The organism is Streptomyces sp. NPDC090088 (genome assembly GCF_044747345.1).
Lineage (GTDB): Bacteria > Actinomycetota > Actinomycetes > Streptomycetales > Streptomycetaceae > Streptomyces.
Genome location: NZ_JBIVDZ010000004.1, coordinates 682,490 through 707,639 on the forward strand (window position 1 = coordinate 682,490; position 25,150 = coordinate 707,639).

Here is a 25,150-nt window from a genome sequence, read left to right on the forward strand (position 1 = left end):
GGCGGCCGAGGGCGGGGGCAGGCGAGGAGGACCGGGTGGACAGGGACACCTCCTCACCACGGCCGGTCGTCACCCCGGGCGCACCACCCGCCGACATGGGCTACGTCGATCTGCTGCGCGGCATCGTCGAGGACGCGGCCGTGGGTTTCGCGGTCCTCGACACAGACCTGCGCTATCTGTACGTCAACCCGCACATGGCCCGGATGACGGGCCTGCCCGCCGCCGCCTACCTCGGGCACAAGCTGCACGAGGTGCTGCCGCACATCCAGCGGCCCGAGCAGGTGCTGCGGGACATCCTGCACGACGGACGGCCGCGCGAGATCATCGTGACCGGGCGGACCTGGGTGGACTCGCCGTACCAGGTGCGCGAGTGGCGGTGCGTGTACCACCGGATGGTCGACAGCAGCGGCAGGGTCGTGGGCGTCGCCGGGGTGGGCCTGGAGATCAGCGAGCCGCAGCAGTACGTGTACGAGCTGGAGCGCGCCCACCGGCGGCTGGCGCTGCTGGACAAGGCCGCGTCCCGGATCGGCACCGGCACCGACGTCGCCGGGACCTGCCGGGAACTCGCGGAGTTCGTCGTACCGGAGTTGGCGGACGCGGCCGGGGTGGAACTCGGTCCCTCCGACACGGCGTCGGCGCGCCGGGCCCCGACCCGGCTGGTGGCGTACGCCACGCGTCCCGGCCTGGTCACCGGGCTCGCGGCCCTTGACGCGCGCGGTGAGCTGGTCGGCTGGCCGCGTGGCACCGGGACCCGGCGGAACCTGTCGGCGGGCCGGATCTGGCGGCGCAACGCGATCACCGAGACGCAGTGGCGGGCGCTGATCCCGCGCTGGGCGCCGGCCCGCGCGTGCATCACCGCCGGTGTCCACGCGGTGCTCCTCGCGCCGCTGGTCGCGGACGGCCGGGTGCTGGGCATCCTGATGCTGGCCCGGGCCGGGGAGTCGGCGCCGTTCTCGAACGAGGACGCCACGGTGGCCCGGGAACTCGCCGCCCGTGCCGCGCGCGCCCTGGACCGCGCGGTCCGCTTCGAGCGCGAGCACACCATGGCCCTGGAGCTGCAGCGGGCCCTGCTGACCGAGCCGGGCCAGCTGCAGCGGCACGCCGGTGTCGAGACCACCGCCCGCTACCGGCCCGCCGACGACGGCTCGCTGATCGGCGGTGACTGGTACGACGTCCTGGCCCTGCCCGACGGCCGCACGATGCTGGTCATCGGCGATGTGATGGGCCACGGCGTGGACGCGGCGGTGGCCATGAGCCACTACCGTTCGACGCTGCGCGCGCTGGCCCTCGCCGGGCTCTCGCCGCGCCAGATCCTGCAGCACGCCGACCGCATGGTCGCCGACTCCGGCTTCGAACGGGTCGCCACCTGCTTCCTGGCCCTCGGCGACTCGGAGGTCGCCACCCTCACCTATGCCAGCGCCGGTCATCTGCCACCGGTCTGGCTGACCCCGCAGGGCGAGATGGAGCTGGTCCCGGTGCCGGTCGGGCCGCCGCTGGGCAGCGGGCTCGGCCGGTACGAGCAGCGGGTCACCCCGGAACGCGGCGGTGTGCTGCTCCTGTACACCGACGGGCTGGTGGAGCGGCGCGGCGAGGACATCGACCGCGGTCTGGAACGGCTGACGGGACTGGCCCTGAGCCCCACCGACCCGCTGGACACCATCCTCGACACGGTCCTCGCCCATCTGGCCGCCGGCTCCGAGGACGACATCGCGCTGCTGGCGGCCCGGGCGATCCGGGAGTGACCACTCTTGTACGGAAGTCATCACCGGAATCCGGGACCGGTCACTCGTAGGTGATCACCATCCGGAACCGCGCGCCCCCGGTCATCATCTTCTGGAAGGCCTCGCCGGCCTGTTCCAGCGGTACGGTCTCGATCGTCGGGCGGATTCCGTGCAGGGCGCTGAACTCCATGGTGTCCTGCACGTCCTGCGCGGTGCCGGAGGGGTGGCCGCGGACCACCCGGCCGGTCAAGAGCAGCTGGAGCGGGCTGATCCCGAGGGGTTCGGGGTCGGCGCCGATCACCACGAGTTCGCCCCGGGGGGCCAGTCCGTCCACGGCCGCCGTGATCGCCTGGGAGTTGCCCGCGGTGGCGAGCACGACCTTGGCGCCGCCGAGCGACTGGAGGGCCTCCGCGACGGGGGTCGGGGCCGTGGAGTCGACGTAGTGGTGCGCGCCGAGCTGCTTGGCGAAGTCGGCCTTCTCGGCGCCGCGGGCGACGGCCACCGTCTCGAAGCCCATCGCCACGGCGTACTTCACGCCGAGGTGGCCGAGCCCGCCGAGGCCCACGACGGCGACCAGGTCACCGGGTTCGGCGGGGCTGCGCCGCAGCCCGTTGAAGGTCGTCACGCCCGCGCAGCCCAGGGGTGCGGCGTCGGCCGAGGTCAGCCCGTCGGGGATGCGGGCCAGGGCGTCGACCGGGGCGATCACCTGCTCGCCGAAGCCGCCGTGGTAGGTCCAGCCGGGCACCTTCAGGTTCTCGCAGACGATGAAGTCGCCCTGCCTGCAGGGCTTGCAGTGGCCGCAGCTGCCGCCGAACCAGCCGACCCCCACCCGGTCGCCGACCTGCCAGCCCCAGTGCTCGATGCCCTCGCCGAGTTCCTCGATCCGGCCGGCGATCTCATGGCCCGGGACCACCGGGAACGTGATGCCCGGCAGCGCGGCGGAGACGAAGAAGGCGTCGCTGTGGCAGATCCCGCAGGCCTCCACGGCGATCCGCACCTGCCCGGGACCCGGCTTCGGCACCTCCCGCTCGACGATCTCGAACGGCCCGCTCTCGGCGGCCACCTGCGCGACTCGGTAGGTACTCATACGGCTCTCCCGGAACGGGTCGACGGGAACGGTCCGAAAACCCCCTCACCCAGCACACCAGCTCCGGACCGTTCGCGCGCGTCGAGCCCCGGTCAGTGCCGCGCCGCCCCCGCGGTGCCCGCGCGGGCGGTGCGCAGGGCGGCGAGAAACGTGTCGGCCGGCTGGGCGCCGGAGAGGCCGTAGGTGCGGTCGAGAACGAAGAACGGCACGCCGGTGGCGCCGTACCGGCGGGCCTCGCGGACGTCGGCCGCGACCGCCGCCTCGTAGGCGTCGCCTGCGAGCGTCCGCCGGATCTCGTCCTCGGGGACGCCGACCTCGCCGCCGAGCCGCACCAGGGTGTCGGGGTCGTCGACGGCCTCGCCCTCGCCCAGGTGGGCGCGGAGCAGCCGCTCGTGCATCTCGGCCCCCAGCCCGTGTGCCCCGGCGAGGTGGCTCAGCCGGTGGGCGTCGACGGTGTTGACGGCGACGGCGCGTTCGAGGTCGTAGCGCAGCCCCTCGGCGGCGGCGAGCTCGGTGACCTGGCGGATCATGGCCCGCAGCTGGGCGGGCGGCGCCCCGGTCTTGCGGGCGAGCGTGTCCAGGACGGGCCGGCGGTCGCCCCTGGGGTGGGCGGGGTCGAGCTGGAAGCTGTGCCAGTGCACCTCGACCTCGTCGGCGTGCTCGAACCGGCCGAGGGCGGTCTCCAGGCGCCGCTTGCCGATGTAGCACCAGGGGCAGACGACGTCGGACCACACGTCGATGCGGAGCGTCGTCACAGCGTGCACACCCCGTCCGTGCAGACGGCGGCGGCGTCGGAGCCGAGGACCGTGAGGGCGGGGGCCTCCGCGGCGTCCGGAACACCGCTTTCCGGGAGGCCGCCGGGGGCGGTGGCGTCGTGCCGCGGGGCGTCGGCCACCGGGTGGTCCCGCTGCGTCACCTGGGCGGCGCTCATACGGCGGCCGCCGCGGGGTGGACCTGCTCGACGCGGTCGCGGCGGGTGTACATGTCCCAGTAGTGCTCGGCGAGTTCGTCGGGGTGGACGACGGGCACCTCCATACCGGTGGCCCGGACGTCCTCCTGGGCCTTGACGGCTGCCTCGGCCTGCTCGCTGCCGGTGATCAGGGCGGCGATGGAGAGGGTGCCGGCGTGGACGCCGGTGCCGGCGAGTTCGGCGTTGAGGGAGTACACGTAGTTGCGGGCGGCGGCCATCGCCGGGCCCGGGCCGCTGAGCTGCGCCATCGGCTGTACGGCCGTGAAGCCGGTGGTCATCAGGAGGGCGCCGGCGCCGCGTTCGGTGAGCTCGGGGAGCACCGCGCGGAACAGCTCGACCGGGGTCAGCAGGAGCAGCCGGGTGTACGACTCCACGGTGGCCGCGTCCAGCCGGGCGGCAGGGGTGAAGGCCGCGTCGGCGCCGATCGGGCCGTACTCGACGACGTCGATCCGGCCGAAGCGGTCCCGGATCGCGTCCACCAGGGCGGGCACGCCGGTGGGGTCGGACAGGTCGGCGGGGAAGGCGGCGGCCTCGACGCCCTCGTCCGCGAGCCCCGCCACGAGGGCGTCGAGCCGCTCCTTGCGGCGGGCCACCAGGGCGACCCGGAAGCCCTCCTTGCCGAAACGGCGGGCGACGGACGCGCCCAGGCCGGATCCGGCGCCGAAGACGGCGATCACTTTGGACATGGTTTCTCCTTGCCTCCGAAGCTATCTTGACCTGAGGGTCAATTTATGACGGCGACCGTAACACATAACCTGACCAGCGGGTCAAGTTAGTCGGTGGCGAGGATGGGACCATGGACCCCCGACCACACGAGGAGGAACGGCGGATGCGGGCCGACGCCCAACGCAACGCGGAGAAGCTGCGAGCCGCGGCGGCCGAGCTCTTCCGGGAGCGCGGCCTCCAGGCTCCGCTGAAGGAGATCGCCCGCCGGGCCGGCGTCAGCCACGGCACCCTCTACAACCTCTTCGGCACCCGGGAGGCGCTGATCGACGAGGTGGTCGCCGACCTGGCCGCGGAGCGGCTCGACCGGGCGGGCCGGCAGGCCCTGGACCACGAGGACGCCTGGGAGGGCTTCGCCTACTACATCGAGACGATCTGCGAACTCCAGGTCACCGACCCCGCGATCAGCGACGTGGTCACCGGCCGCTATCCGGACGCCACCCGCCTGATGTCCGTGTGTGAGCGCTCGCACGCCGCGGCGTCGCGCGTCATCGAGCGCGCGCAGCGGGCCGGCGCCCTGCGGCCCGACTTCACCCACGCGGACCTGCTGTTCGTCTTCGGCACCAACGCCCTGCTGTCCCGGGCCGCCAAGGACAGCGCCCCCGACGCCTGGCGCCGGGGGATCGCCTTCGTGCTCGACGGCCTGCGTACCGAGGCGGCCCACCCGCTGCCCGCGCCCCCGCTGTCCGAGGAGCAGCTGAACCGGGTGATGACGAACCTGGCCGGGGCGCGGTAGCGCGGGGCCTCCCGGTCAGGAGGTGATGCCGTTGTACTGGTCCCAGGTGTAGGCGAGGTCGGGCGCGGAGGGCTTGCCGGGCCAGTCGAAGTAGTCCCAGACGAGTTCGGCGGGGTTGGTGGCGAGGTAGCCCCGGCCGGGCAGGTCGTCGGCGTCGTCCCAGGCCCAGGGCGGGTTGGCCGCGTCGGTGTCGCAGGCGCCGTTGGCCGGGCCGAGGACACCGCCCTCGCCGCACTCGGTGCCGTAGGGGTTGGAGCTGTCGTCCCCGGCGAAGTTGCTGGTGGTCGCGAACAACGTTGTCAGCGTGCGCTTGTCCCACATGCCGCCGGAGGCGAAGACGTCGGTCAGCGTGTACTGCACGTCCCGGTCGTCGGAGCCGGAGGGCACCTCGGCGGTGGCGCCGGGGTAGTAGACGATGCCGTCGCCGTTCGCGTACTGGTCGCGTTCCTTGGAGAGGTATCCCTCGGCCCACGTGGCATGGGTGTTGGGCTGCTGGGTGGTGAACGGGCGGCCGTGGCCGTCGTCGTGCGGGTCGCCCTGGAGCTTCAGGGTGCCGTCGACGCTCTCCTGGCCGCTGGTGAAGTCGCTGCCGGAGGGCACCCAGGAGTAGAAGTTGCTGTGCGCGACGGTGACGGCGGCCTTCAACCGGCCGTGCGCCGAACCGTCGTTCGCCACCACCACGAGGACGCCCTCGGCGTCGTTCTCGTGCTCGGTCAGGTCCTCCTGGTAGTTGTCGAGGACTCCGTCCGACCAGTCACGGGGGTGGAAGTAGGTGTACAGCAGGTAGGAGAAGGACGGGGTCTGCACGACCGAGTAGTAGACGTGGGCGGCGAGCGGGGACTGGCTGGTGTCCTCCCAGTTGTTCCGGCCGTTGAGGTCGCCGTCGTAGTCGTACGAGGTGAGGTAGTCGGACTTGCCGCCGAGCGCGGTCTCGCCGGTGGAGTCGACGTCCTGGAAGTTCACGGGGGCCCACCACTGGGCGAGGGCGGCGCGGTCGGCGGCGGCGTCCGCGCGGGCCGGGGTGGGCCGGGTGAGGGCGAGACCGCACAGGGCGGCGAGGGCGGCCGTCAGGGCGAGGGATCTGCGTCGGGTCAGAGGCACACGAGAACGGTGGGGGCGGCTGGTTGCCACGGTTCCTCCGGAAGCGCGATAAGGAACCGGCACGTCGGTGAACTCGACGTGCCGGTAAGGGAGTTGACGCTATGTGCCGGTGGTGCGGGTGGTGCCGCGGGTACGATACAGCGCGCTGTCGGCGCGGCGGCAGGGGCTCAGCAGGTGATCGTGCCCCGGCGCAGCGCGTGTCCGCTGTCGTTGCTGTCGTCGGACCACCACACGGGCTTGGTGCCGCTGCTGCACGCGTCGGAACCGGAGACGGCGAAGCCCTCGTTGTTGTAGTTGCTCATGCCGGCCGGACGGTTGTGGATCGCCGTGGCGGCGAGGACGCCGGACGAGTTGATCGCCATGGTGCGGTGCTGGCCGGAGCAGGTGTCGTCGCAGACCACCCAGAGGCGGGAGGCCTGCGGCTCCCACTGGAGTTCCATGACGCCGTCCATGCCGCTGCTGACGGACGCGACGCGGGTGTACGTGCCGTCGTCCTTGAGGACGTAGCCGTAGATCATGCCGGTGCCCTCGACGCCGACGAAGAAGACCCCGCCGGTGTGCGAGGCGTAGCCGCCGGGGTTGTAGGCCGCGCCGGTGGCGGCGTCCTTGAAGCCGGCGGCGGTCAGGGTGGCGTCCGGGACCCAGGTGATGGCCTCCAGGCCGAGGTTGGAGCCCACCGACGGCAGGTCGGAGGTCAGGTTCCACTCGGTGGAGGCGCTGATCGTGGTGGCGGTGCCGCTCACGTCGTACTTGAGGACGGACAGCCGACTGGTGCCGGAGGAGTCCGCGTTGCGCTCGCTCGCCACGTACACGCCCCCGCTGGAGCCGGAGCCCGTCAGGGTGACGCCCTCGTCGTCAGGGGTGCCGGAACCGCCCGGGAACTTCAGGGTCTTGCCGGAGGTCCAGCCGTTGCCGGTGTCGGCCTTCCAGGCGGTCGTGCCGTCCGGCACCAGCCGCCACAGCTTGCCGCTGTTCTGCGCCGCCCACAGGACGCTCCCCTCCTGGTAGAGGCCGCTCATGTCGGAGCCGAAGGCGTTCTTGGTGTCGGCGGTGGCGACCGAGCTGCCGCCCGGCCACGCGGTCGCCGACAGACCGCTGCTGTCGCAGTCGTTGGCGGCGCCCAGGGTCAGGGCGGCCGAGCCGAAGGAACCGGTGCCGTCGGGGCAGCGCGACCACGACGGGTCGGAGTGCGAGGTCCAGCTGAAGCTGTCGACCAGGGTGGTGCCGTCCGCGAGGTAGAGCCGCGCCTGGTCGGAGGAGCCAAGACCGAAGGCGTTGTGCACGTCGAAGGCCACGAAGCCGCCGGGGGCGAGCGTGGTCCCGGAGGCTATCGCGTACTTCGAGCTGTTGTTGTCGTCCTTGAGGATCCAGCCGGAGAGGTCCACCGTGGCGGTGCCCTTGTTGTAGAGCTCCACCGAGTCGTTGACGCTGCCGGTGGTCACCACCTCGTTGATCCGGATGTCGTCGGCCGCCGCCGCGTGGGCGGGGGACGCCGTCAGGGCACCGACGGCGAGTGTCGGTCCGGCGACGGCGACGAGGAACAGACGGAGGCTGCGGCGCCACCGGCGAGCGCGTGAATCGGTCACGAAATCCGTCCCTGGGGATGCGTTCTGACAGGCCGCGAGGACCTTTCCGGCGTGGCCCGAACTCCCGCCTTCGCCCAGGTGAGGGGGTTATGAACGGTGAGCGAACCGCCAAGATCGCCACGGCCGGCCGGTGGTGGCCAGCCTGGCGCCGGCCAGGAGGGCGATGGTGACGAGCACCAGGAGGAGCCCCGACGTGTGGCTCCCCGCGCTGTCCGCCGCGCGGGCCACGGGGTTGGGCAGGCCGACGCGGTCCAGCAGCCAGCCGAGGGCGGCGACGGCGGTCAGTGCCGCGCAGGCCGTGCGCAGGGCGGACTGCCCGGGCAGCCGGGTGAGGCAGATCAGGCCCGGGAGGGCGAGCAGCACCAGCAGCAGTTGCACGCATTCGATGCCGAGATTGAATCCCGCGAGACTGAGCGCCAATTGTCCGGTGGAAAGGTGCATCTCGGCGAGAGTGAGGGAAAAGGCGAGCCCGTGTCCGAGACCGAAGAAACCGGCGACCACTGCCTCCCGCCCGGGAAAGAGCGGACGTATCGCGTGGACGGCTCCGACGAGAATACTGAAGGCGATGAACACCTCGACCGGTTGCGCCGGAATGTCGAGACGGCCGAAGGCGCTCACGGCGAGCGCGACGGAATGCCCGACGGTGAAAGCGAGCGTGGTACGGCCGATCCGCCCGACGGCGGTCCGGGTGTCCGCCAGCCCGCTCCAGCGTTTTCCGGCCGCCCGCAGGGGCGCGGGCAGCAGCAGGACGAGCAGGAACAGCAGATGGTCGGTGCCTTCGAGAATGTGGTGGGCGCCGAGCCGGAACATGGCGTAGGTCCCGCTCCAGACGCTTCCGCTCTCCAGGTCGACGTCGAGCGGGGCGACGGTCATGGTGCGGGTGTCGGTGCGGATGACCCCGACCTGGGTCGCGTCGTTCGAGCCCGCCACCTTTCCGGTGGCCCAGTCCTGGCGGACGGAGACCAGGACGGTGTGGGTGACGACCTGGTGGACGACGGCGTCGTAGTCGAGGACGAACCGGCGCGGGTCCCCGCCGGCGGGCGGGGTGAGCGTGGCCCGGACGGTCAGTTCGCGGTAGCGACCGGTGGAGGTCTGCTCGGTCCGGCCCAGCGCCATGGCACCGAACGTGACGGTCCAGGCCCTGCCCCCGCGGGTGGCGGGGTGCACATGGGCGGCCAGGTAGCGGCGGACCTCGGCCCTGCGCGCCGACAGCTGCCGGGCCGTGGTGTCGTCGTCCAGGTCGATACCGCTCGCCCGGGAGAAGTCGCTGAGCGGCAGCTCCAGTTCGGCGGCCACCGACGTCTCGTGCACGTCGAGCAGGAGCACGGAGTGCGGCATGGGATGCGCGACCGCGGGCGGCGCTGCCAGGAGCAGCGCCGCCGTCACCGCCGTCGCGATCCCGGCCAGCATGCGCAGCGCATGCGACAGTGAGATCGGCAGGCGGCTCATCAGAACGAGAACTCTCCCCCGTAGTCGGTGCTGTGGTCGCGGTAGACGGTGTGGTAGTGGATCTGGCTCGTATAGACCACGCCGTCCTGGCAGACGAACTCGATCCACACGCCCGGCCCGTCGATGCGCACGTAGTCGCCCTGGGCGCTCAGGTCGGTGCTGCCGGAGTACGCGATGTAGGTGTCGTCGAGCTCCGACTTGTAGGTGCTCAGCACGGACGCGGCGGTGTCGTCGTCCGCCACGTCGACCCAGGGCTTCATCGCGGCGAGGACCAGTGCCTGCTGGTCGTCGGTGAGGTCGCCGACCGAGATCCCTTCCTTGGTCGACGGGAAGCCGCCGTCGTCGTCCGGGCCGAGCAGCACGTCGCTGAAGGACTCGGAGAGCTTCGCCTCCGTCAGCTCGTCGGTGGTCAGGCTGTCGACCATGGCCTTCATCCCGTCGTACATCCCGGACAGGGGTGCGTACGAGGTGCCGTCGTCGTCGGTCCAGGTGGTCGGCTCCACGCCGACGAAGTACGGGGTGGAGCCCTCGACCGCGCCGTCCTTGTAGGTCAGGTTGAGCGCGAGGTGGTGGCCGCCGAAGTGCAGCTGCCAGGTGCCGCTGGTGCTCGGGGTGCCGAGGAAGGCCAGGTAGTAGTTGCCGCTGCCGTAGCCGCTGGCGGTCTCACCGAGGTAGTCGTCGGCGGCCAGGATCTGGGAGACCTGGTCGTACCCGGTGTCGCTGCCGGTGCCGGTCGCGGCCTCGACCACCGCCTTGGCCGCGGTCAGCTGGGTGTCGCTGAGGGAGCTGAACTCGATACCGACCCGGCAGGTCGCACCGCACGGGAGGTTCGACCAGGCGGTGGCGTTCGCCTGGGTGAAGTCGAGGAGCACATCGGCCTGTTGGTCACTGTCGAGGGTGTCCAGGAAGGCGTTCGCCGCGTCGACCACGTCCGAGACGCCGGACGAGGCCCCGGACGTGGCCGTGGCGGAAGCCGTGGCTGTGGCTGTGGCATCGCCGGTCGCCGCGTTCGCGTTGACGTAGACCGCTCCGAAAAGCAGGGCCGTGCCCGCGGCGAAGGCCGCGCCGGCGCGCTTCCACTTGCTCTTTAACCTGCGGTGAGTGTTGTTCTCAGGCACCTTGACGGTCCCTCCGAGAGAGAAGTGCGGGAATTCCGGGAACGCACCGGTTCCCGAATTATCCCGCCCGTTGTGTGGACGAGATAAATCCCACCACCCACCGCTATGGATGCCATCGAGCGGTACTCGGACTCACCTATGCCTTGCTGTGGCCGACGTCAAAGAATTTCAGTTTCGGCGAGGAAGTCGCGGATGTGCGCGGCGATGATCTCCAGGTGGCTCTCCAGGGCGAAGTGCCCCGAGTCGACGAGGTGGATCTCCGCGTCGGGCAGGTCCCGGGCGAACGCCCGGGCGCCGTCGGGGCCGAAGATCTCGTCGTTCGCGCCCCAGACCGCCAGCAGCGGCACCTGGGAGTCCTTGAAGTACTGGTGGACCCGCGGGTAGAGCTCGACGTTGGTCGGGTAGTCGCGGAAGAGCCCGAGCTGGATCTCGGCGTTGCCGGGGCGGTCCAGCAGCGCCTGGTCGTGCACCCAGTTGTCCGGGCTGACCAGGCTGGGGTCGGCGACGCCGTTCACGTACTGCCAGCGGGTCGCCTCCAGGGTGAGGGCGCCGCGCATGGCCGCCTCGGTGTCCGGCCCGGGGTTGTCGGTGTAGGCGAAGACGCCGTCCCAGAAGGGTTTGACGAAGCCCTCCTCGTAGGCGTTGCCGTTCTGGGTGATGATCGCCGTGACGCGGTCCGGGGTGCGCAGCGCGAGGCGCCAGCCGATGGGGGCGCCGTAGTCCTGCACGTACATCGCGAACCGGTCGACGCCCAGCCGGTCGAGCAGGCCGGCGGTGATGTCGGTGAGGGCGTCGAAGGTGTACGGGAAGTCCTCGGGGCTCGGCATCGCGGACTGACCGAACCCGATGTGGTCGGGGGCGATCACGCGGTAGCGGTCGGCGAGCGCCGGGATCAGGTTGCGGAACATGTGCGAGCTGGTCGGGAAACCGTGCAGAAGCACCACGACGGGCGCCCCCGGGCCGCCGGCCTCCCGGTAGAAGACGTCCAGGCCGTCGATGGTGGCAGTGCGGTGATGGACTACGGGAGTCATGCCCCTAACCCTTCTGTCGCGCTTCAGTGGTTACGCATCCAGTCGAGCACACCACAGCTAACCTGTCAATTCGACTTTGCCGGTTAGAAGGGGCGCTGGGGTGGCCCGTCGACAGCCGGCCCGCCACCTCACCCCCGCCCTCGGCGTCAACACCCGGCGACGGCCGAATACGAAAGAGTTTCGGAAACGTGCCGGTGACACGGCGGTACCGCGTCCCAATACTGGCTCCCATCCACTCAGGGCCCGGTGAGCCGCATTCGTATTCCCTGAGCCGGCGGGGCGCGAAAGGGTTTCGGTATTCATGAAGACATGGGCGAGAAAGGCTCTCGCTGCGGCGACAGCCGCAGCCATGGGCGTGGCACTGGCCATCGCCTCCGCGTCGGACGCCTCGGCCTACCAGCCGAGCCCGGCCAACCTGTACACGGCGACGAACACCGCCGCCTGCAACAAGAGCCCGTGCGTGCTCTACCCGAAGTCGGCGCAGCTGCCGAGCGGGCGCATCGTGGCCACCTTCGAGGACAGCGAGTCCGCTCCGGTCGGGCAGACGATGCCCGTGTACAAGAGCGACGACGACGGCACGACCTGGGCGAAACTCGCCGACGTGAAGGCGCCGGCCTATCTGTCCGGCGACTCCCAGTACGCGAAGTACACGAGCAACTGGACGAACCCGTATCTCTACGTGCTCCCGCAGGCCGTCGGCGGTCTCAGTGCCGGCACGCTGCTGCTCGCGAGCATCGTCTCCGGCGACGACTACTACTACGAGGAGCAGAAGGCGGCGAACTCCGGCTGGACGCCGACCAGCGACGGCGACCGCAAGGACGTGGCGCTGGCCCTGTACGCGAGCACCGATGACGGCGCGACCTGGAGCTTCAAGAACATCATCGCCGCCGGCAGCTGGCAGGGCGGCAGCGCGGGCAGCATCGGCCGCACCTCGACCGCCAACACGAACAAGCAGGTCGACCCGGTCTGGGAACCCCATCTGCTCGCCCACAACGGACAGTTGATCGCCTACTACTCCGACGAGAACGACTACACCGGCTACGACACCGCCACCGGTGCCCCGACCCTCGACCCGGACAACGCCACGGCGACGGACTCCGGCGGCCAGGTCCTGGTGCACCGCACCTGGGACGGCACCAGCACGTCCTGGAGCAGCCCGGTCGTCGACGTCCCCGGCTCCACCGTGAGCATGGGCAGCGGGAAGACGGAGATCGGCGGCGGCCGGCCGGGCATGACGACGGTCGTCCCGACGACCGACGGCAAATGGCTGATGACGTACGAGTACTGGGGCGGTGGCACCAACACCCGGTACCGGATCGCGGACGACCCGACGAAGTTCTACGCGGGCACCGACGGGGCGGTCACCGCACTGCCCGTGCCGTCCGGCGGGGCCGCGCTCGCGACCGGCGGCAGCCCGGTGCTGACCTCGCTGCCCGACGGGCGGATCGTCTACGACGCGGCCGGCAGCGGCAGCGTCTGGGTCGACGAGTCCGGCAGCAGCACCGGCACCTGGAAGCAGTACCAGACATCGATCGCCGCCGGGTACAGCCGCGGCCTCCAGTACGTCGACGGCACCGGACGCGTCCTGATCCTCCAGGCGTCCTGGAGCGGCACGAGCGTCGGTCCGGTGAAGTACGCCGAGGTCGACCTCGGGCAGTCCGACGGCGCCTACTACAGCCTCGTCAACCGGCTGACCGGGCAGGCGCTGAGCCCCGCCAGCGGCAAGACGCAGGACGCGAACCTCACGGGCAACGTCGCCGACATCGTGACCGGCGCCGTCAGCTCCACCGACGCCTCCCAGCGCTGGCACGTCACCACCAAGGGCGGCAACGTCACGCTGCTCAACAAGACCGGCGGGCGCGCGGCCGGCATCTGGACCGGCACGGCCACGGCCGGGCAGCAGCTGGCCCAGTGGGTGGACGACGGCGGCACCGACAAGCAGTGGACGCTCGTCTCCACGACGAACGGCTACTACAAGCTCCAGTCCGTGAAGAACACCAGCCTGTACATGACGGGTGCCACCGCGGGCGGCGCCGTCACCGTGCAGGCGGCCACCGGCGACGGTTCCCAGGAGTGGCAGCTCGTCCAGGACCCGCTGCCGACCGACGCCACATTCACGCTGAAGGGCAGCGGCTCCGGCAAGTGCCTGGACGTGCCGAACGGCGCGACGGGCGTCCAGGTGCAGATCTACACCTGCTCCGGGAACGCCAACCAGACGATCACCCGGACCACCGCGGGCGAGCTGCGGGTCTCCGGCAAGTGCCTGGCCGCGAACGGCGACGGCACCACGGCCGGGACCCAGGTCATCCTGTGGGCCTGCAACGGCAAGACCAGCCAGCAGTGGGCGTTCCGGGTCGACGGGACCGTGGTGAACCGTTCCGACGGTCTGGTGCTCGACGTCACGAACGCGGGCACCGCGAACGGCTCGAAGGTCCAGCTGTGGACCGGCCTGGGCAACACGAACCAGGTCTGGAGCAGGGCATAGTCGCACAGCACCGGGCGCCGCGGTCTTGTCTGCCGGCGCCCGGTGCTGTTGGCTTGCGGCGGGAATTCGAGCGGGAAAACGGACGTGGAGTGACCGTTCAGGACAAGGGACAGCTGGACGCGCAGTACGGTCTGCTGACGAGCATCGCCCAGGAGGCGGGCCTGTCACTCAGCACCGTGTCCAAAGTGGTGCACCGGCGCCGTGACGTGGGTGCGAGGACGCGCGACCGGGTCGAGGAGCTGCTGGCACGGCACGGGTACGTGCGCCCGTGGGAACGCGAGGTGCCGCCGCCGCGCCAGATCATCACGGTGTTCCGGGACCTGTCCGGCCCGTACACGCTGGAGGTGGTCCGCGGGATCGTGGACGCGGCCGGCGAACTCGGCGTCGACGTGGTCACCGGGACCACCGGCCGGCGGTCCATCTCCCAGTGGCTCCAGGAGTGCGTGGCGCTCGACGCCGTAGGACTGATCATCGTGATCTCGATGCTGTCCGAGGACGACCAGCGCCGGATCGTCGAGCGGCAGCTGCCGGTGGTGCTGGTGGACCCGCTCAGCGCGCCCTCCTCGGACATCCCGAGCATCGGCGTCACCAACTGGAGCGGTGCCCGGGACGCGGTCAACCATCTCCTCGGTCTCGGCCACACCCGGATCGGCATGGTCGCGGGCCGCTCGCACTCGCTGGCCGGCGCGGCCCGGCTGCACGGCTACCGGGCGGCGCTGGAGGAGGCGGGCATCGGCTACGACCCGGCGATCGTGCGCTCCACCGACTTCGACTACGACGAGGCGCTCACCGCCACCGTGCAGCTGCTGCGCGCCGAGCGGCGGCCGACGGCCGTGTTCGCGGCCAGCGACGCGCAGGCGCTCGGTGTGCTGGAGGCCGCCCGGCAGCAGGGGCTGCGGGTCCCCGACGACCTCGCGGTCATGTCGTTCGACGACACCCTGGTGGCGGCCATGGCCTGCCCGCCGCTGAGCGCGGTGCGCCAGCCGTTCGAGGAGCTGGGCCACGAGGCGACCCGGGTCCTGCTGCAGCTCGCCGAGGGCCGCCCGCCGGCCTCCCCGCGCATCGAACTGGCGACGGAACTGGTCCTGCGGACCTCCACGTCCGTACCCCGCGCCTGAACCTCCCTGCCTCGCGTCCGAACAGCGGGAGAGGGGGGGGGGGGGGGGGGCGCGGGCCCCCCCCCCCCCCCCCCCCCCCCCCCCCCCGTGCCGATGACGGATCAGCCCGCGTGGCCGTCGGAGCGCTTGCGGTGCAGGGTGAACTTCTCGAAGACGGAGAGTTCGCCGTTCGGCTTGTTCACGTTGTAGTACGTGATGTGCATCCGGGTGGTGTCACCGGGGTGCCGGCCGGGGTCGACGGTGAACGCGGCGAAGCCGTAGGGGTGTTCGACGTCCCGGACGCCGACCCACACCGCCTCTTCCTTCACATAGGTGGAGGTGCGCTTGCCGTTGGAGCCGGCCGTCGCCGAGACGGCGGTGATCACCTTGGCGGTGCCGTCGGTGAAGAACTTCTGGTTCGTGGTGCCCGAGACGCCTCCGCCGCCGAGGATCATGTGCACGGTGCCCAGACCGGCGTCGATGTCGTCGGTGGCCTGGGACACCGGGTTGGGGGTCAGCGTCTCGCTGCCCGTCACCACGCCCCGCACGGACAGGGACCGCTCGTAGTTGTGCTCGTGGCCGCAGAGCACCAGGTCGACGCCGTACCGGTCGAACAGCGGGCCGTACTTCTCGCGCAGGCCGAGGTCCGCGCCGTTGGCGTCCGAGGAGCTGATGATGACCTGGTGCATGGCCACGACCACCCAGTCGATGTCGCTGGAGGAGCGCGCCGCCTTCAGTTCCTTCTCCAGGAAGGCGAGCTGACGGCCGCCGGAGTAGCCGCTGATGTAGACGTCGCCGCCGTCCTGGAGGCAGTTGTCGTCGTTCTGCAGCACGATCACCCGGACCGAACCGGCCGTGAACGCGTACCACAGGCCCGCGAGTTCGGCGTCGGTCTCGGTGGAGGGGAGGGAGAAGTAGGCCTGGTAGGCGCCGAGGCCGAGCGGGCCGTTGGCCTTCTCGATCTCGTGGTTTCCGGCCGCGGGCATCCAGGGGCGGAAGCGCGCCGAACGGGTGTTGTTGGTGAAGAAGTTGTTCCAGGTCCGCACCCGGTCCACGTCCAGGTTGGCGTAGCAGAGGTCGCCGTTGAGGAGGTGGAACAGCGGGGCGACCTGCTCGATGCCGGTGACGATGTCCTTGGTCGCGGGCGTGGAGTTCGCGTCCAGGCCGACCGTGCCGTCGGCCGCCCAGGTCACCTGCGGGGCGGACTGGTCGCCGAAGCTGGTGAAGGTGACGGGCCTGCGTCCGCGCGGAGCGGTGCGGAACGTGCCGCTGTCGGGGGTCGCCCCCTCGTGCGTGGCGAGGTAGAGGTAGTCCGTGTCCGGGGAGAGCCGGTTCAGGGCGGCGTGGTGGACGTAGACGGTGCGGTTGGAGGTGCCGTCGACATAGGTGACGGTGCGGGCGGCGGCGGTGGATCCGAAGCCGTGCTCCAGGGTGCCGTAGCGGACGACGGGCTTGGTCACCGGCCGGTCGGTGATCCACGAGACCGCCATCTGGGTGCGCGGGTCGGCGCCGAAGGTGAGGTGCAGGCCCTGGACGGGGGGCGCACCGGAGGAGTCCGCGGTGAGGTGGAAGGCCGGGGCCGCGAGCGGCGCGGCCTGTGCCGTACCCGCCCCCAGCAGCCCGGTGGCGGCGGCGCCCGCCCCCGCGGTCCCCAGCAGGCCCAGCGCGTGCCGACGGCTGAACCCTTCCGAACCCCCCGGCGATCTGCCCTCTGACGAGTCTGCCTGTGTGGTCATGACGCCCTCCCGACGTGCAGCTGAGCCGACAACGACCGCACCCTGGCCCAGCCCAACTGCTCCCACATGAACACCACATGACCACACGGCCCTCACGCGTCAGGCAAAAGACCGCGCAGACCGACACGTGCCCGTCCCTTTACCGGCAGCCGCCCCTTCCTTGACCCTCGCGCCCCGGATCCACCTGACGCTTCGTCAGCCGGTGGGCCGTGGGGCGCGCAGATGGGCGCGCTCGGCCAGTTCCTGCTCGTCGACCAGCTCCAGCATGGGCTTGCCGGGCGCGCACATCATGGTCACGACGAACCGGGTCCTGGCGTCGGTGAGCGCGTTGCCGTCCTGGTAGTGGATGACGTCGCCGCCCGGCTCCCAGAACGTTCCGCCGGCCGCGACGACCCGCTCGGGCTCGCCCTCCAGCTCGAAGCGGACCGCTCCTTCTAGGACGTATCCGAACGCGGGTCCCGAGTGGCGGTGCGGCGGGGTGCCCGGGTCGCCGGGCTCCCACTCCACCCGAATGGTCATCGCCGAGGCGCCCTCGGGAATCGTGATCGGTGCCGCGTCCTGCAGCAACGTCACGGCCGTCTTCCACCCCTCCGAACGGGGCTGCCCGCCGGTGCCGTGCACCGTGTCCTTGTCCGCCATGGTGTTCCACCTCCGTAGGTCGACCGCCCCATGGGACCACTACATCCTCGGTCGGAGGCGCATTCACCCTTCGGATCCCCTGCGGCGTTTCTCTCCGCCGACCGGACACGCGGGGGATCCCTGGCAGGGCGGGCGCGGCCGGAGGTACGCCGGGCGGCACAGGGGCCGGCTTGTAGGATGATGATCCAACTCTGGAGGACATCCATGCGCTCCGACGACCACGCGGACTCCCTCGACCAGGCGACGAAGGACTTCGTGGCGGCGCGTCCCCGGCTCTTCGGCATCGCGTACCGCGTGATCGGCAGCGCGGTCGAGGCCGAGGACATCGTGCAGGAGACGTGGGTGCGCTGGCAGGGCGCCGACCGCGCGGTCGTCCAGGAACCGGCCGCGTTCCTGACCACGGTCACCACCCGGCTGGCGATCAACTTCATCCAGTCCGCCCGGGTGCGCCGGGAGTCCTACGTCGGTCCCTGGCTTCCGGAGCCCGTCGACACGAGTCCGGATCCGCAGCTGGGCGCGGAGCGCGCGGAGGCGCTCGACATGGCGGTGCTCTTCCTGCTGGAGAAGCTCAACCCGGTGGAACGGGCCGCCTACGTGCTGCGGGAGGCGTTCGACTACACGTACCGGCGGATCGCCGACATCGTGGAGACCAGCGAGGCCAACGCGCGCCAGCTGGTGAGCCGGGCCCGGAAGCGGCTGGCGGCGGAGCGCAAGGAGCCGGTCGGTTCCGCCGAGCACCGGCGGTTCCTGGAGGTGTTCCTCGCCGCGGCGCAGAACGGTGACCTGTCGGTGCTGGAGGAGGTCCTCACCGAGGACGTGGTCAGCTACTCCGACGGCGGCGGGGTGCGCGGGGCGTCCAGGATCCCGGTCGTCGGGCTGCCGCACGTCTCCAAGTACCTGGTCGCCTTCGCGCCGCGGTTCTGGCCGCCGACGGAGGTCCGCTGGGTCGAGGCGAACGGCAGGCCGGCCGTGCTGGTCTCGGCCGGCGGCACCGCGGTCGCCCTGCTCACCGCCGATGTGTCGGAGCGCGGCATCGAACGCCTCATGTGGGTGCTGAACCCGGCCAAGCTGGCGCCCTACGTGGCGTCGCTGGAGGGCTGAGCCCCGGCTGCCCCGGCCTGCCGGGGTCAGCCCTCCAGCGACGGTGTCACAGCGGAAGCGGCTGTCCGGTCACCACTGGTGCAGACAGAAACTTCCGAGAGGAACGCATCATGAAGATCGTCGTGATCGGTGGCACCGGGCTGATCGGCTCGAAGGTGGTCGCCGGGCTCCGCGAGCACGGGCACGAGGCGGTCGCGGCCGCGCCCAGTACCGGCGTGAACACCCTCACCGGCGAGGGTCTGGCCGAGGTCCTGGAGGGCGTCTCGGCCGTGGTCGACGTGTCCAATTCCCCGTCGTTCGAGGACCAGGCCGTCATGGCCTTCTTCCGCGCCTCCACGGCCAACCTGCTCAAGGCGGAGGCCGAGGCCGGCGTGGCCCACCATGTGGCGCTGTCCGTGGTGGGCACGGACCGGCTCCAGGGGAGCGGGTACTTCCGGGCCAAGCAGGCTCAGGAGGAGCTGATCGAGGCGTCCGGCCTGCCGTACTCCATCGTCCACGCGACGCAGTTCTTCGAGTTCGCGAAGGGGCTCGCCGACGGGGTCACCGAGGGCGACACCGTGCGCCTGCCCGACGCCAGGATCCAGCCCGTCGTCTCCGACGACGTGGCCGCCGCCGTCGCCCGCGCCGCGGTCGGCGCCCCGGTCGACGGCGTGGTGGAGGTCGCCGGCCCCGAGGCGTTCTCGCTGGAGGAGTTCATCCGGATGGGCCTCAGCGCCCAGGGCGACCCGCGCAAGATCGTCACGGACCCGGCGGCCACCTACTGGGGCGCCGAACTCCAGGACGACACGCTCCTGCCCGGCCCGGACGCGCACATCGCCGAGGTCAGGTTCGCCGACTGGCTCGCACGGCAGCGGTGATCCGCGAGGAGAGCGGCCCCCGCCGTGATGGCGGGGGCCGCTCTCCCGCACCGCCGAGCCGCCGAGCCGCCGAGCCGCCCACGGCCTGGCGGCCTGGCGGCTTTCAGCGGGTGTGCTCGCCGGCGATTTCCTCGCACTCCCGGTACTCCCGGTACTCCCGCACGGTCGCCTTGGTGATCTGGGTGTCCTCGCCGTAGAGGCCACGGCTGAGCCTGCGGCGCAGGCGCCGGGCACCGTGTGCGCGGACGGCGTCCGGGCCGGGGCCGATCGGCCGGTACTGCTCGTGCTGGGTCAGCAGGTGGAGTTCCTCCCGGCCGAGCGGCTCGTGCACCTCGGCGAACTCGCCGTGCGGCAGTCGTCTGACCACGCCGGTCTCACGGCCGTGCAGCACCTTGTCGCGGTCCGCGCGCTGCAGGCCGAGGGCGATGCGCTTCGTCACGGCGTAGGCGAGGGCGGGAACGGCGAGGAGGCCGACGCGGACCGTCCAGGTCACGGATTCGACGGAGACATGGAAGCGGGTGGCGATGATGTCGTTCCCGGCACCGATCACGGCCACCGCGTAGAAACCGATCCAGGCGACGCCGAGCGCCGTGCGCACCGGCCGGTTGCGCGGTCTGTCGAGCAGGTGCTGGTCGCGGTCGTCGCCGGTCACCCAGGACTCGATGAACGGGTACGCCCCCAGGGCGAGGAAGAGCCCGACACCGGCCGTCAGCGGAACCAGGTTGTCCAGGGCCAGGGTGTGGCCGTGGAAGGTGAGTTCCCAGCCGGGCATGACCCGCAGCAGCCCGTCCGCCACGCCCATGTACCAGTCGGGCTGGGACCCGGCCGAGACCTGGTCGGTGCGGTAGGGGCCGTACTGCCAGACGGGGTTGATCTGCGCGATCGCCGCCACGGCGAAGACGACACCCGAGACGAGGAAGAACAACCCGGCGGATTTCACCGCGCGGACGCGGACGGGCAGGCCGACGACGTTCGCGTTGATGCGTCCGGGACCGGGGTACTGCGTGTGCCGGTGACGGAGCATCAGGATCAGATGGGCGGTCAGCAGCGCCACCATGAGGGCCGGGATGATCAGGACGTGGATCGTGTGGAAGCGGGCCACCAGGTCGGGGCCCGGGTACTCGCCTCCGAACAGGAACATCGAGAGACAGGTTCCGACGACCGGTACGGAGAGGATCGTTCCGTTGACGACCGCGAGTCCGGTCCCGGAGAGAAGGTCGTCCGGCAGGTCGTATCCCGTCAGCCCTCCGAACATCCCGAGGACCAGCAGCAGGAACCCGAACAGCCAGTTCAGTTCACGGGGCTTGCGGAAGGCACCGGTGAAGAACACCCGCATCATATGGACGAGCGCGGCACCGACGAAGACCAGTGCCGCCCAGTGGTGGGCCTGCCGGATCAGCAGTCCGCCGCGTACGTCGAAGGAGATGTGCAGCGTCGAGTCGTACGCCTCCGACACCATCCGGCCCTTCAGCGGGGCATAACCGCCGTCGTACCGGACCTGGCTCATGGACGGATGGAAGTACAGCGTCAGATACACGCCCGTGACGACGAGCACGACGAAGCTGTAGAGGCAGATCTCGCCCAGCAGGAAGGACCAGTGGTCCGGGAAGGCGGCTCTGCGCGCCTTCGCCCCGACAAGGCGCTGGACACCGAGACGTCCGTCAACCCAGTCGGCGACCTTCTCGCCCGTGCCTCCGCGTCGCTCATCGTCGTCCTGGCTCTGCTCCCCCATGATGCCCAGCACCCCATTCGCCGATCGCCTCACGTCGTGCTTCTGCTATGAGACGGAGCGGGAGCCGGATCTGTGACACGGGGCCGACCGGGGCCGGCGGAGCCGCTGCTACGAGGCGCCGACGAGGATCATGGTGACGCACAGCCCCATCGCCACGGTGATCAGGATCATCGCGGTCAGCGTTCCCCGCAGCCACTGCCCGAAGCGGGCGCGGTGCCGCTGTTCCACCACGTTGATGCTGGTGGCGATGTGCTCGGTCACCATGCGGGCCACGTAGGTCTGTTCCTCCAGGTACCAGCGCTCGATGTCGGTGCGCTGCTCCGGAGTCAGTCCCGGCTCCCGGGCGGTGAAGTCCGTCACGCGCCGGCGTGCGGCGCGCAGGTGGGCCTGCTGGTGCAGGTAGTCCTGGAGGTCGCTCAGGCCGCGGGCGGCCTCCTCGCTCGTGTCCATGGTGTGCTCCACAGGTGAGGCGGCGGCCGTCCGGCCCGGTCGCGATCAGCGCCGGCGAGGGAGAGCAGCGCGCACGAACGTATCGAGCCGGGACGGGTCGGAACCGGCGATCTCTCGAACGCCGCGGAGAGCTGGAGGAGCAAAAGGTGTGAACCACCAGCGTGACAACTTCCACCGGAAGCCGCAAGGGCGCCGAACCACGTCACTTCACGGATTCGCTCGCGGCGGCCCCCGCCCAGGTTTCTTCACGTGATCGCGCCGGTCGGACACGCCGAAGGAGACGTCATGAGTACGCGAGCGCGCGACGTCGTTCTCGTCCATGGAGGCTTCGTGCACGGATCAGGCCGGCAGGGGGCCTACGACGCTCTGCCGGCCCCGGGTCTTGCTTCGGGCTCCTCAGGCGAGTGCGGTGGGGTTCACAGGGTGGCTGCCCTCAGTCCGTCGGCGAGGTCGGCGATCAGGTCGTGGACGCCCTCGATGCCGACCGACAGCCGCACCAGACCGGGGGTGACCCCGGCCGCGGCCTGCTGGGCGGGGTCCAGCTGGGCGTGGGTGGTGGAGGCGGGGTGGATGACGAGGCTGCGGACGTCGCCGATGTTCGCGAGGTGGCTGAACAGCCGGACCCCTTCGACGAAGCGCCGGCCCGCCTCCAGACCGCCGGCGAGTTCGAAGGAGAGCACCGCTCCGGCGCCGCGCGGCAGATAGCGCTTGGCCTGGGTCTGCCACGGACTGGAGGGAAGAGCCGCGTAGTGCACCCGCGTGACCTGGGGCTGTTCCTCCAGCCAGGTGGCGAGCGCGTGGGCGTTGGCGACGTGCCGTTCGACGCGCAGGCTCAGCGTCTCCAGGCCCTGCAGGAGCAGGAAGCTGTTGAACGGGGAGACGGCCGGGCCGAGGTCCCGCACCAGGCGGGTGCGCAGGCGCAGCGCGTAGGCGAGGCCGAGGTCCCCGAAGGAGTCCCAGAAGGAGAGTCCGCCGTACGTCGGGTCCGGGCCGGTCAGTCCGGGCCAGCGGCCGGGGTCCGCGCCGAAGTCGAAACGCCCGCTGTCCACGACGACCCCGCCGATGCCGGTGCCGTGGCCGGAGAGGAACTTGGTGGTGGAGTGCACGACGATGTCGGCGCCGTGGTCCAGGGGCCGCAGCAGGTAGGGCGTGAGCACGGTGTTGTCGACGACGAGCGGGACACCGGCCTCGTGGGCGATTCGGGCGACCGCCTCGGTGTCGAGGACGTTGCCGCGCGGGTTGCCGAGGGTCTCGCCGAAGAACGCCTTGGTGGTGGGCCGTACGGCCGTGTACCAGGCGGCTAGGTCGTCCGGGTCGTCGACGAAGGTGACGGCGATGCCGAAATCGGCGAACGTGTGCTCCAGCAGGGTCCGGGTACCGCCGTACAGGGCCGACGAGGCCACGATGTGGTCGCCCGCGCGGGCCAGGTTGAGCAGGGCGAGGCTGGTCGCGGCCTGGCCGCTGGCCACGGCGACCGCCGCCGAACCGCCCTCCAGGGCGGCGATCCGCTCCTCCACCACCGCGGTGGTCGGGTTCGACAGCCGGGTGTAGGCATGGGTGGCGAGGTCGGCCAGTTCGAAGGCCGCGGCGGCGTGCCCGGTGTCCCGGAAGACATAGCCGGCGGTCGCGTGGATCGGGACCGCCCGCGCGCCGGTGGCCGGGTCGGGGGCCGCGCCGGCGTGCACCTGCCGGGTCTCGAACGCCCAGTCGGCGGTGGTCATCGGCCGCCCTCCCGCCGGGCCAGGACGTCGGACCACCAGCGTTCGGCGACCCGCGGATGCGAGCGGAGCCAGCCGACGACCGCGTTCTCGCCGAAGGCCGCGAGCAGCGGGTTGTCCGGGTCGTCGGTGACGCCCCGGCTCAGCACGGCCAGTTCGGCGGGCAGGCTCAGCGGCTTGACGACGGCGTCGAGGCGGGGACCGAGGAAGAACGGGATCGAGTAGCGGTCGACACCCGGCTGCGGGCTGACGACCCGGTGCCGAGTGGCTTTCAGATAGCCCTGGGTGGCGATCTCCAGCATCTCGCCGATGTTGAACACGAAGGCGTCGGGCACCGGCACCGCGTCGATCCAGCCGCCGTCCTCGCCCTGTACCTGGAGTCCGCCGACGTCGTCCTGCTGGAGCAGGGCGAGGTAGCCGTAGTCCTTGTGCGCGCCCACCCCCTGGTCGGCGTCCCGGGCGGCGCGCGGCGGGTAGTGCACGATCTTCACATGGACGGCCGCCTCGTCGTCGAACCACTCGTCGAAGTAGCCCTCGTCCTGTCCGAGCGCGGCCGCCAGGGCCCGCAGCACCTCCCGGCTGACCCGCAGCGCCTCCGCCTGCCAGCGCAGCACGATGTCCTTGAGCTCCGGGAGCGCGGACGGCCACTGGTTGGGGCCGATCAGGCGCAGGTGGTCGGGATCGTCCGGGCCGGTCTCCACCGCCGCGCGCTCCGGGCCGATGTCGATCTGCTCCCGCCAGTCGGCACTGCCCGCCGTGTACTCGGTCCCGGTGCGCGTATAGCCGCGGAACTGGGGCGAGTTGACGTTCTCGATCTCCAGCCGCTGCTCCTCGGGCAGGGCGAAGAAGGCGCGTCCCGCGGCCAGCACCTCGTCCCGCAGGGCGGCCGACACGCCATGGCCGGTGACGTAGAAGAAGCCCACCTCGTGGGCCGCGGCCCGGAGTTGGGCGAGAAAGGCGGTGCGGTCGGCTTCCTCGGCGTTCCGGTCCCGGAACCGGGAGATGTCGATGACGGGCAGGGCTGGGGGCTGGGCCATGAGGGTTCCTTCGCGGCAACGGCAGCCGACCGCCCCGCACGGCCGCCCGGAGGGACGGGCTCTGACCGAGGGCGGACGGAAGGAGGAGCAGGCGGAGAGAGGGGAACGAGGTCGCGACGAGCCGTGGGACGGCGATCAGCAACAGACCTGGTCGAACTGGTCGGCGCGGCGGCTCGCCCAGAACGGGTCGAGCAGCACCGTGTGTGCCGGGCCAGTGGTCTCCATGGCCGGATCAAAGCACACCCGGCAAGGACGCGTCCACCACGCGTCCGGGCGGGCGAGACACCCTTCGGACGCACTTGTGCGCCTCGAACGCCCGGCTTCCGTGGGGCAGTTCGTCCACGTCCCGGCCTCCCCCGACCGGTCTTGACGCCGGAAGAAACGTCGATCTACGGTGTGCGCGAGCTACGAGTTCCGGTGATTCAAGCCCTGGCTGGCCGGACGGCAACCCTCGACGCAGTGGGGTGCCCCAGGTGACGGCTCGGCGGATCTCTTTGTTTCTGCAAGTGCGCTCGCATCGGCCGCCGGATCGGCCGGGACCCGGGAGGACGGCGTGGTGACGGCACTCATGCTGTGCTCGCGGCGCCATGTCGACCTGCTGCTGGTGTCCAGCGCCCTGTGTCGCGGCTGATCCCGCCCGCACCGGGCCGCCCCCTCGCATAGACCGCTCCACCCCTTTCCTTTCTCGCTGATTTCTCGCTCATTTCTCGCTCTTTTGTCGCGATCTCGCAGGCCGAGGCACGCTCCCGTGCCCCGGCTGCCTCGCGCACCCCCGA

The 25,150-nt window shown here is 71.2% G+C and carries 21 protein-coding genes and 1 riboswitch; of the genes, 6 read left to right on the forward strand and 15 right to left on the reverse strand.

Annotated elements, in window-relative coordinates:
- Positions 1-35: 35 nt before the first annotated feature.
- A complete protein-coding gene (locus ACIPSJ_RS23065) occupies positions 36-1,742 on the forward strand; it encodes a SpoIIE family protein phosphatase (RefSeq protein WP_401348293.1) in 1,707 nt (568 codons plus the stop codon).
- Between the two features lie 40 nt (positions 1,743-1,782).
- Here the strand turns inward: ACIPSJ_RS23065 and ACIPSJ_RS23070 are convergent, their stop codons facing one another.
- The 4 genes from ACIPSJ_RS23070 to ACIPSJ_RS23085 form a co-directional block, all read right to left on the reverse strand.
- Positions 1,783-2,808 (reverse strand): alcohol dehydrogenase, encoded by a 1,026-nt coding sequence (locus tag ACIPSJ_RS23070; RefSeq protein ID WP_401348295.1) that lies wholly within the window; start codon positions 2,806-2,808, stop codon positions 1,783-1,785.
- Positions 2,809-2,900: 92 nt separating this feature from the next.
- Positions 2,901-3,563, reverse strand: coding sequence for a DsbA family oxidoreductase (locus tag ACIPSJ_RS23075; protein ID WP_359212346.1), 663 nt, complete (start codon positions 3,561-3,563; stop codon positions 2,901-2,903).
- On the reverse strand, positions 3,560-3,739 hold the full coding sequence (locus ACIPSJ_RS23080; RefSeq protein WP_401348297.1) for a hypothetical protein: 180 nt from the start codon (positions 3,737-3,739) through the stop codon (positions 3,560-3,562). Before ACIPSJ_RS23080 ends, ACIPSJ_RS23075 begins: the two co-directional genes overlap by 4 nt.
- Positions 3,736-4,464, reverse strand: a complete 729-nt coding sequence (locus tag ACIPSJ_RS23085; RefSeq protein WP_401348298.1) for an SDR family NAD(P)-dependent oxidoreductase — start codon at positions 4,462-4,464, stop codon at positions 3,736-3,738. Before ACIPSJ_RS23085 ends, ACIPSJ_RS23080 begins: the two co-directional genes overlap by 4 nt.
- Before the next feature lie 110 nt (positions 4,465-4,574).
- Here ACIPSJ_RS23085 and ACIPSJ_RS23090 point away from each other — a divergent pair, with 110 nt between their 5' ends.
- Positions 4,575-5,237: a TetR/AcrR family transcriptional regulator gene (locus ACIPSJ_RS23090; RefSeq protein WP_401348300.1), complete on the forward strand. Its 663-nt coding sequence runs from the start codon at positions 4,575-4,577 to the stop codon at positions 5,235-5,237.
- A gap of 15 nt (positions 5,238-5,252) precedes the next feature.
- Here ACIPSJ_RS23090 and ACIPSJ_RS23095 read toward each other — a convergent pair whose 3' ends face one another.
- The 5 genes from ACIPSJ_RS23095 to ACIPSJ_RS23115 all read right to left on the reverse strand — a co-directional run bounded on the left by ACIPSJ_RS23095 (position 5,253) and on the right by ACIPSJ_RS23115 (position 11,522).
- The gene (locus tag ACIPSJ_RS23095) at positions 5,253-6,338 is read right to left on the reverse strand and encodes a hypothetical protein (protein ID WP_401348303.1); all 1,086 of its coding nucleotides are present in this window, start codon (positions 6,336-6,338) and stop codon (positions 5,253-5,255) included.
- Between the two features lie 167 nt (positions 6,339-6,505).
- On the reverse strand, positions 6,506-7,924 hold the full coding sequence (locus tag ACIPSJ_RS23100; protein WP_401348305.1) for a lamin tail domain-containing protein: 1,419 nt from the start codon (positions 7,922-7,924) through the stop codon (positions 6,506-6,508).
- Positions 7,925-8,011: 87 nt separating this feature from the next.
- On the reverse strand, positions 8,012-9,373 hold the full coding sequence (locus tag ACIPSJ_RS23105; protein WP_401348307.1) for a HupE/UreJ family protein: 1,362 nt from the start codon (positions 9,371-9,373) through the stop codon (positions 8,012-8,014).
- Entirely contained in the window at positions 9,373-10,491 is a 1,119-nt protein-coding gene (locus ACIPSJ_RS23110; RefSeq protein ID WP_401348309.1) for a DUF3500 domain-containing protein, read from the reverse strand. The genes ACIPSJ_RS23105 and ACIPSJ_RS23110 overlap by 1 nt, the downstream gene beginning before the upstream one ends.
- 158 nt (positions 10,492-10,649) lie before the next feature.
- The gene (locus ACIPSJ_RS23115) at positions 10,650-11,522 is read right to left on the reverse strand and encodes an alpha/beta fold hydrolase (RefSeq protein WP_401348311.1); all 873 of its coding nucleotides are present in this window, start codon (positions 11,520-11,522) and stop codon (positions 10,650-10,652) included.
- A gap of 349 nt (positions 11,523-11,871) precedes the next feature.
- Between ACIPSJ_RS23115 and ACIPSJ_RS23120 the strand changes: the two genes are divergently transcribed.
- Complete coding sequence (locus tag ACIPSJ_RS23120) at positions 11,872-14,007, forward strand: RICIN domain-containing protein (protein WP_401348312.1); 2,136 nt, start codon at positions 11,872-11,874, stop codon at positions 14,005-14,007.
- Between the two features lie 89 nt (positions 14,008-14,096).
- Positions 14,097-15,125 (forward strand): LacI family DNA-binding transcriptional regulator, encoded by a 1,029-nt coding sequence (locus ACIPSJ_RS23125; RefSeq protein WP_401348314.1) that lies wholly within the window; start codon positions 14,097-14,099, stop codon positions 15,123-15,125.
- Between the two features lie 101 nt (positions 15,126-15,226).
- On the opposite strand, the gene ACIPSJ_RS23130 is transcribed toward ACIPSJ_RS23125, so the two are convergent.
- Together ACIPSJ_RS23130 and ACIPSJ_RS23135 are read right to left on the reverse strand one after the other, a co-directional pair.
- Positions 15,227-16,840: a purple acid phosphatase family protein gene (locus tag ACIPSJ_RS23130; RefSeq protein ID WP_401348317.1), complete on the reverse strand. Its 1,614-nt coding sequence runs from the start codon at positions 16,838-16,840 to the stop codon at positions 15,227-15,229.
- Positions 16,841-17,035: 195 nt separating this feature from the next.
- The gene (locus ACIPSJ_RS23135) at positions 17,036-17,479 is read right to left on the reverse strand and encodes a cupin domain-containing protein (protein ID WP_401348319.1); all 444 of its coding nucleotides are present in this window, start codon (positions 17,477-17,479) and stop codon (positions 17,036-17,038) included.
- A 204-nt stretch (positions 17,480-17,683) separates the two neighbouring features.
- Between ACIPSJ_RS23135 and ACIPSJ_RS23140 the strand changes: the two genes are divergently transcribed.
- Complete coding sequence (locus tag ACIPSJ_RS23140; RefSeq protein WP_359223628.1) at positions 17,684-18,580, forward strand: RNA polymerase sigma-70 factor; 897 nt, start codon at positions 17,684-17,686, stop codon at positions 18,578-18,580.
- Between the two features lie 110 nt (positions 18,581-18,690).
- Positions 18,691-19,437, forward strand: a complete 747-nt coding sequence (locus ACIPSJ_RS23145) for an SDR family oxidoreductase (protein WP_401348321.1) — start codon at positions 18,691-18,693, stop codon at positions 19,435-19,437.
- Positions 19,438-19,540: 103 nt separating this feature from the next.
- Here ACIPSJ_RS23145 and ACIPSJ_RS23150 read toward each other — a convergent pair whose 3' ends face one another.
- The 4 genes from ACIPSJ_RS23150 to ACIPSJ_RS23165 all read right to left on the reverse strand — a co-directional run bounded on the left by ACIPSJ_RS23150 (position 19,541) and on the right by ACIPSJ_RS23165 (position 24,374).
- Entirely contained in the window at positions 19,541-21,169 is a 1,629-nt protein-coding gene (locus tag ACIPSJ_RS23150) for a cytochrome bc complex cytochrome b subunit (protein ID WP_401348323.1), read from the reverse strand.
- 108 nt (positions 21,170-21,277) lie between these two features.
- Positions 21,278-21,619 carry a hypothetical protein gene (locus ACIPSJ_RS23155; protein WP_359223622.1) on the reverse strand — a complete coding sequence of 114 codons (342 nt, stop codon included), beginning with the start codon at positions 21,617-21,619 and terminating at the stop codon, positions 21,278-21,280.
- 416 nt (positions 21,620-22,035) lie between these two features.
- On the reverse strand, positions 22,036-23,340 hold the full coding sequence (locus tag ACIPSJ_RS23160) for an O-acetylhomoserine aminocarboxypropyltransferase/cysteine synthase family protein (protein ID WP_401348326.1): 1,305 nt from the start codon (positions 23,338-23,340) through the stop codon (positions 22,036-22,038).
- The gene (locus ACIPSJ_RS23165; protein WP_401348328.1) at positions 23,337-24,374 is read right to left on the reverse strand and encodes an isopenicillin N synthase family dioxygenase; all 1,038 of its coding nucleotides are present in this window, start codon (positions 24,372-24,374) and stop codon (positions 23,337-23,339) included. The genes ACIPSJ_RS23160 and ACIPSJ_RS23165 overlap by 4 nt, the downstream gene beginning before the upstream one ends.
- Positions 24,375-24,777: 403 nt before the next feature.
- A riboswitch (SAM riboswitch) is annotated at positions 24,778-24,889 on the forward strand.
- Positions 24,890-25,150: the final 261 nt, after the last annotated feature.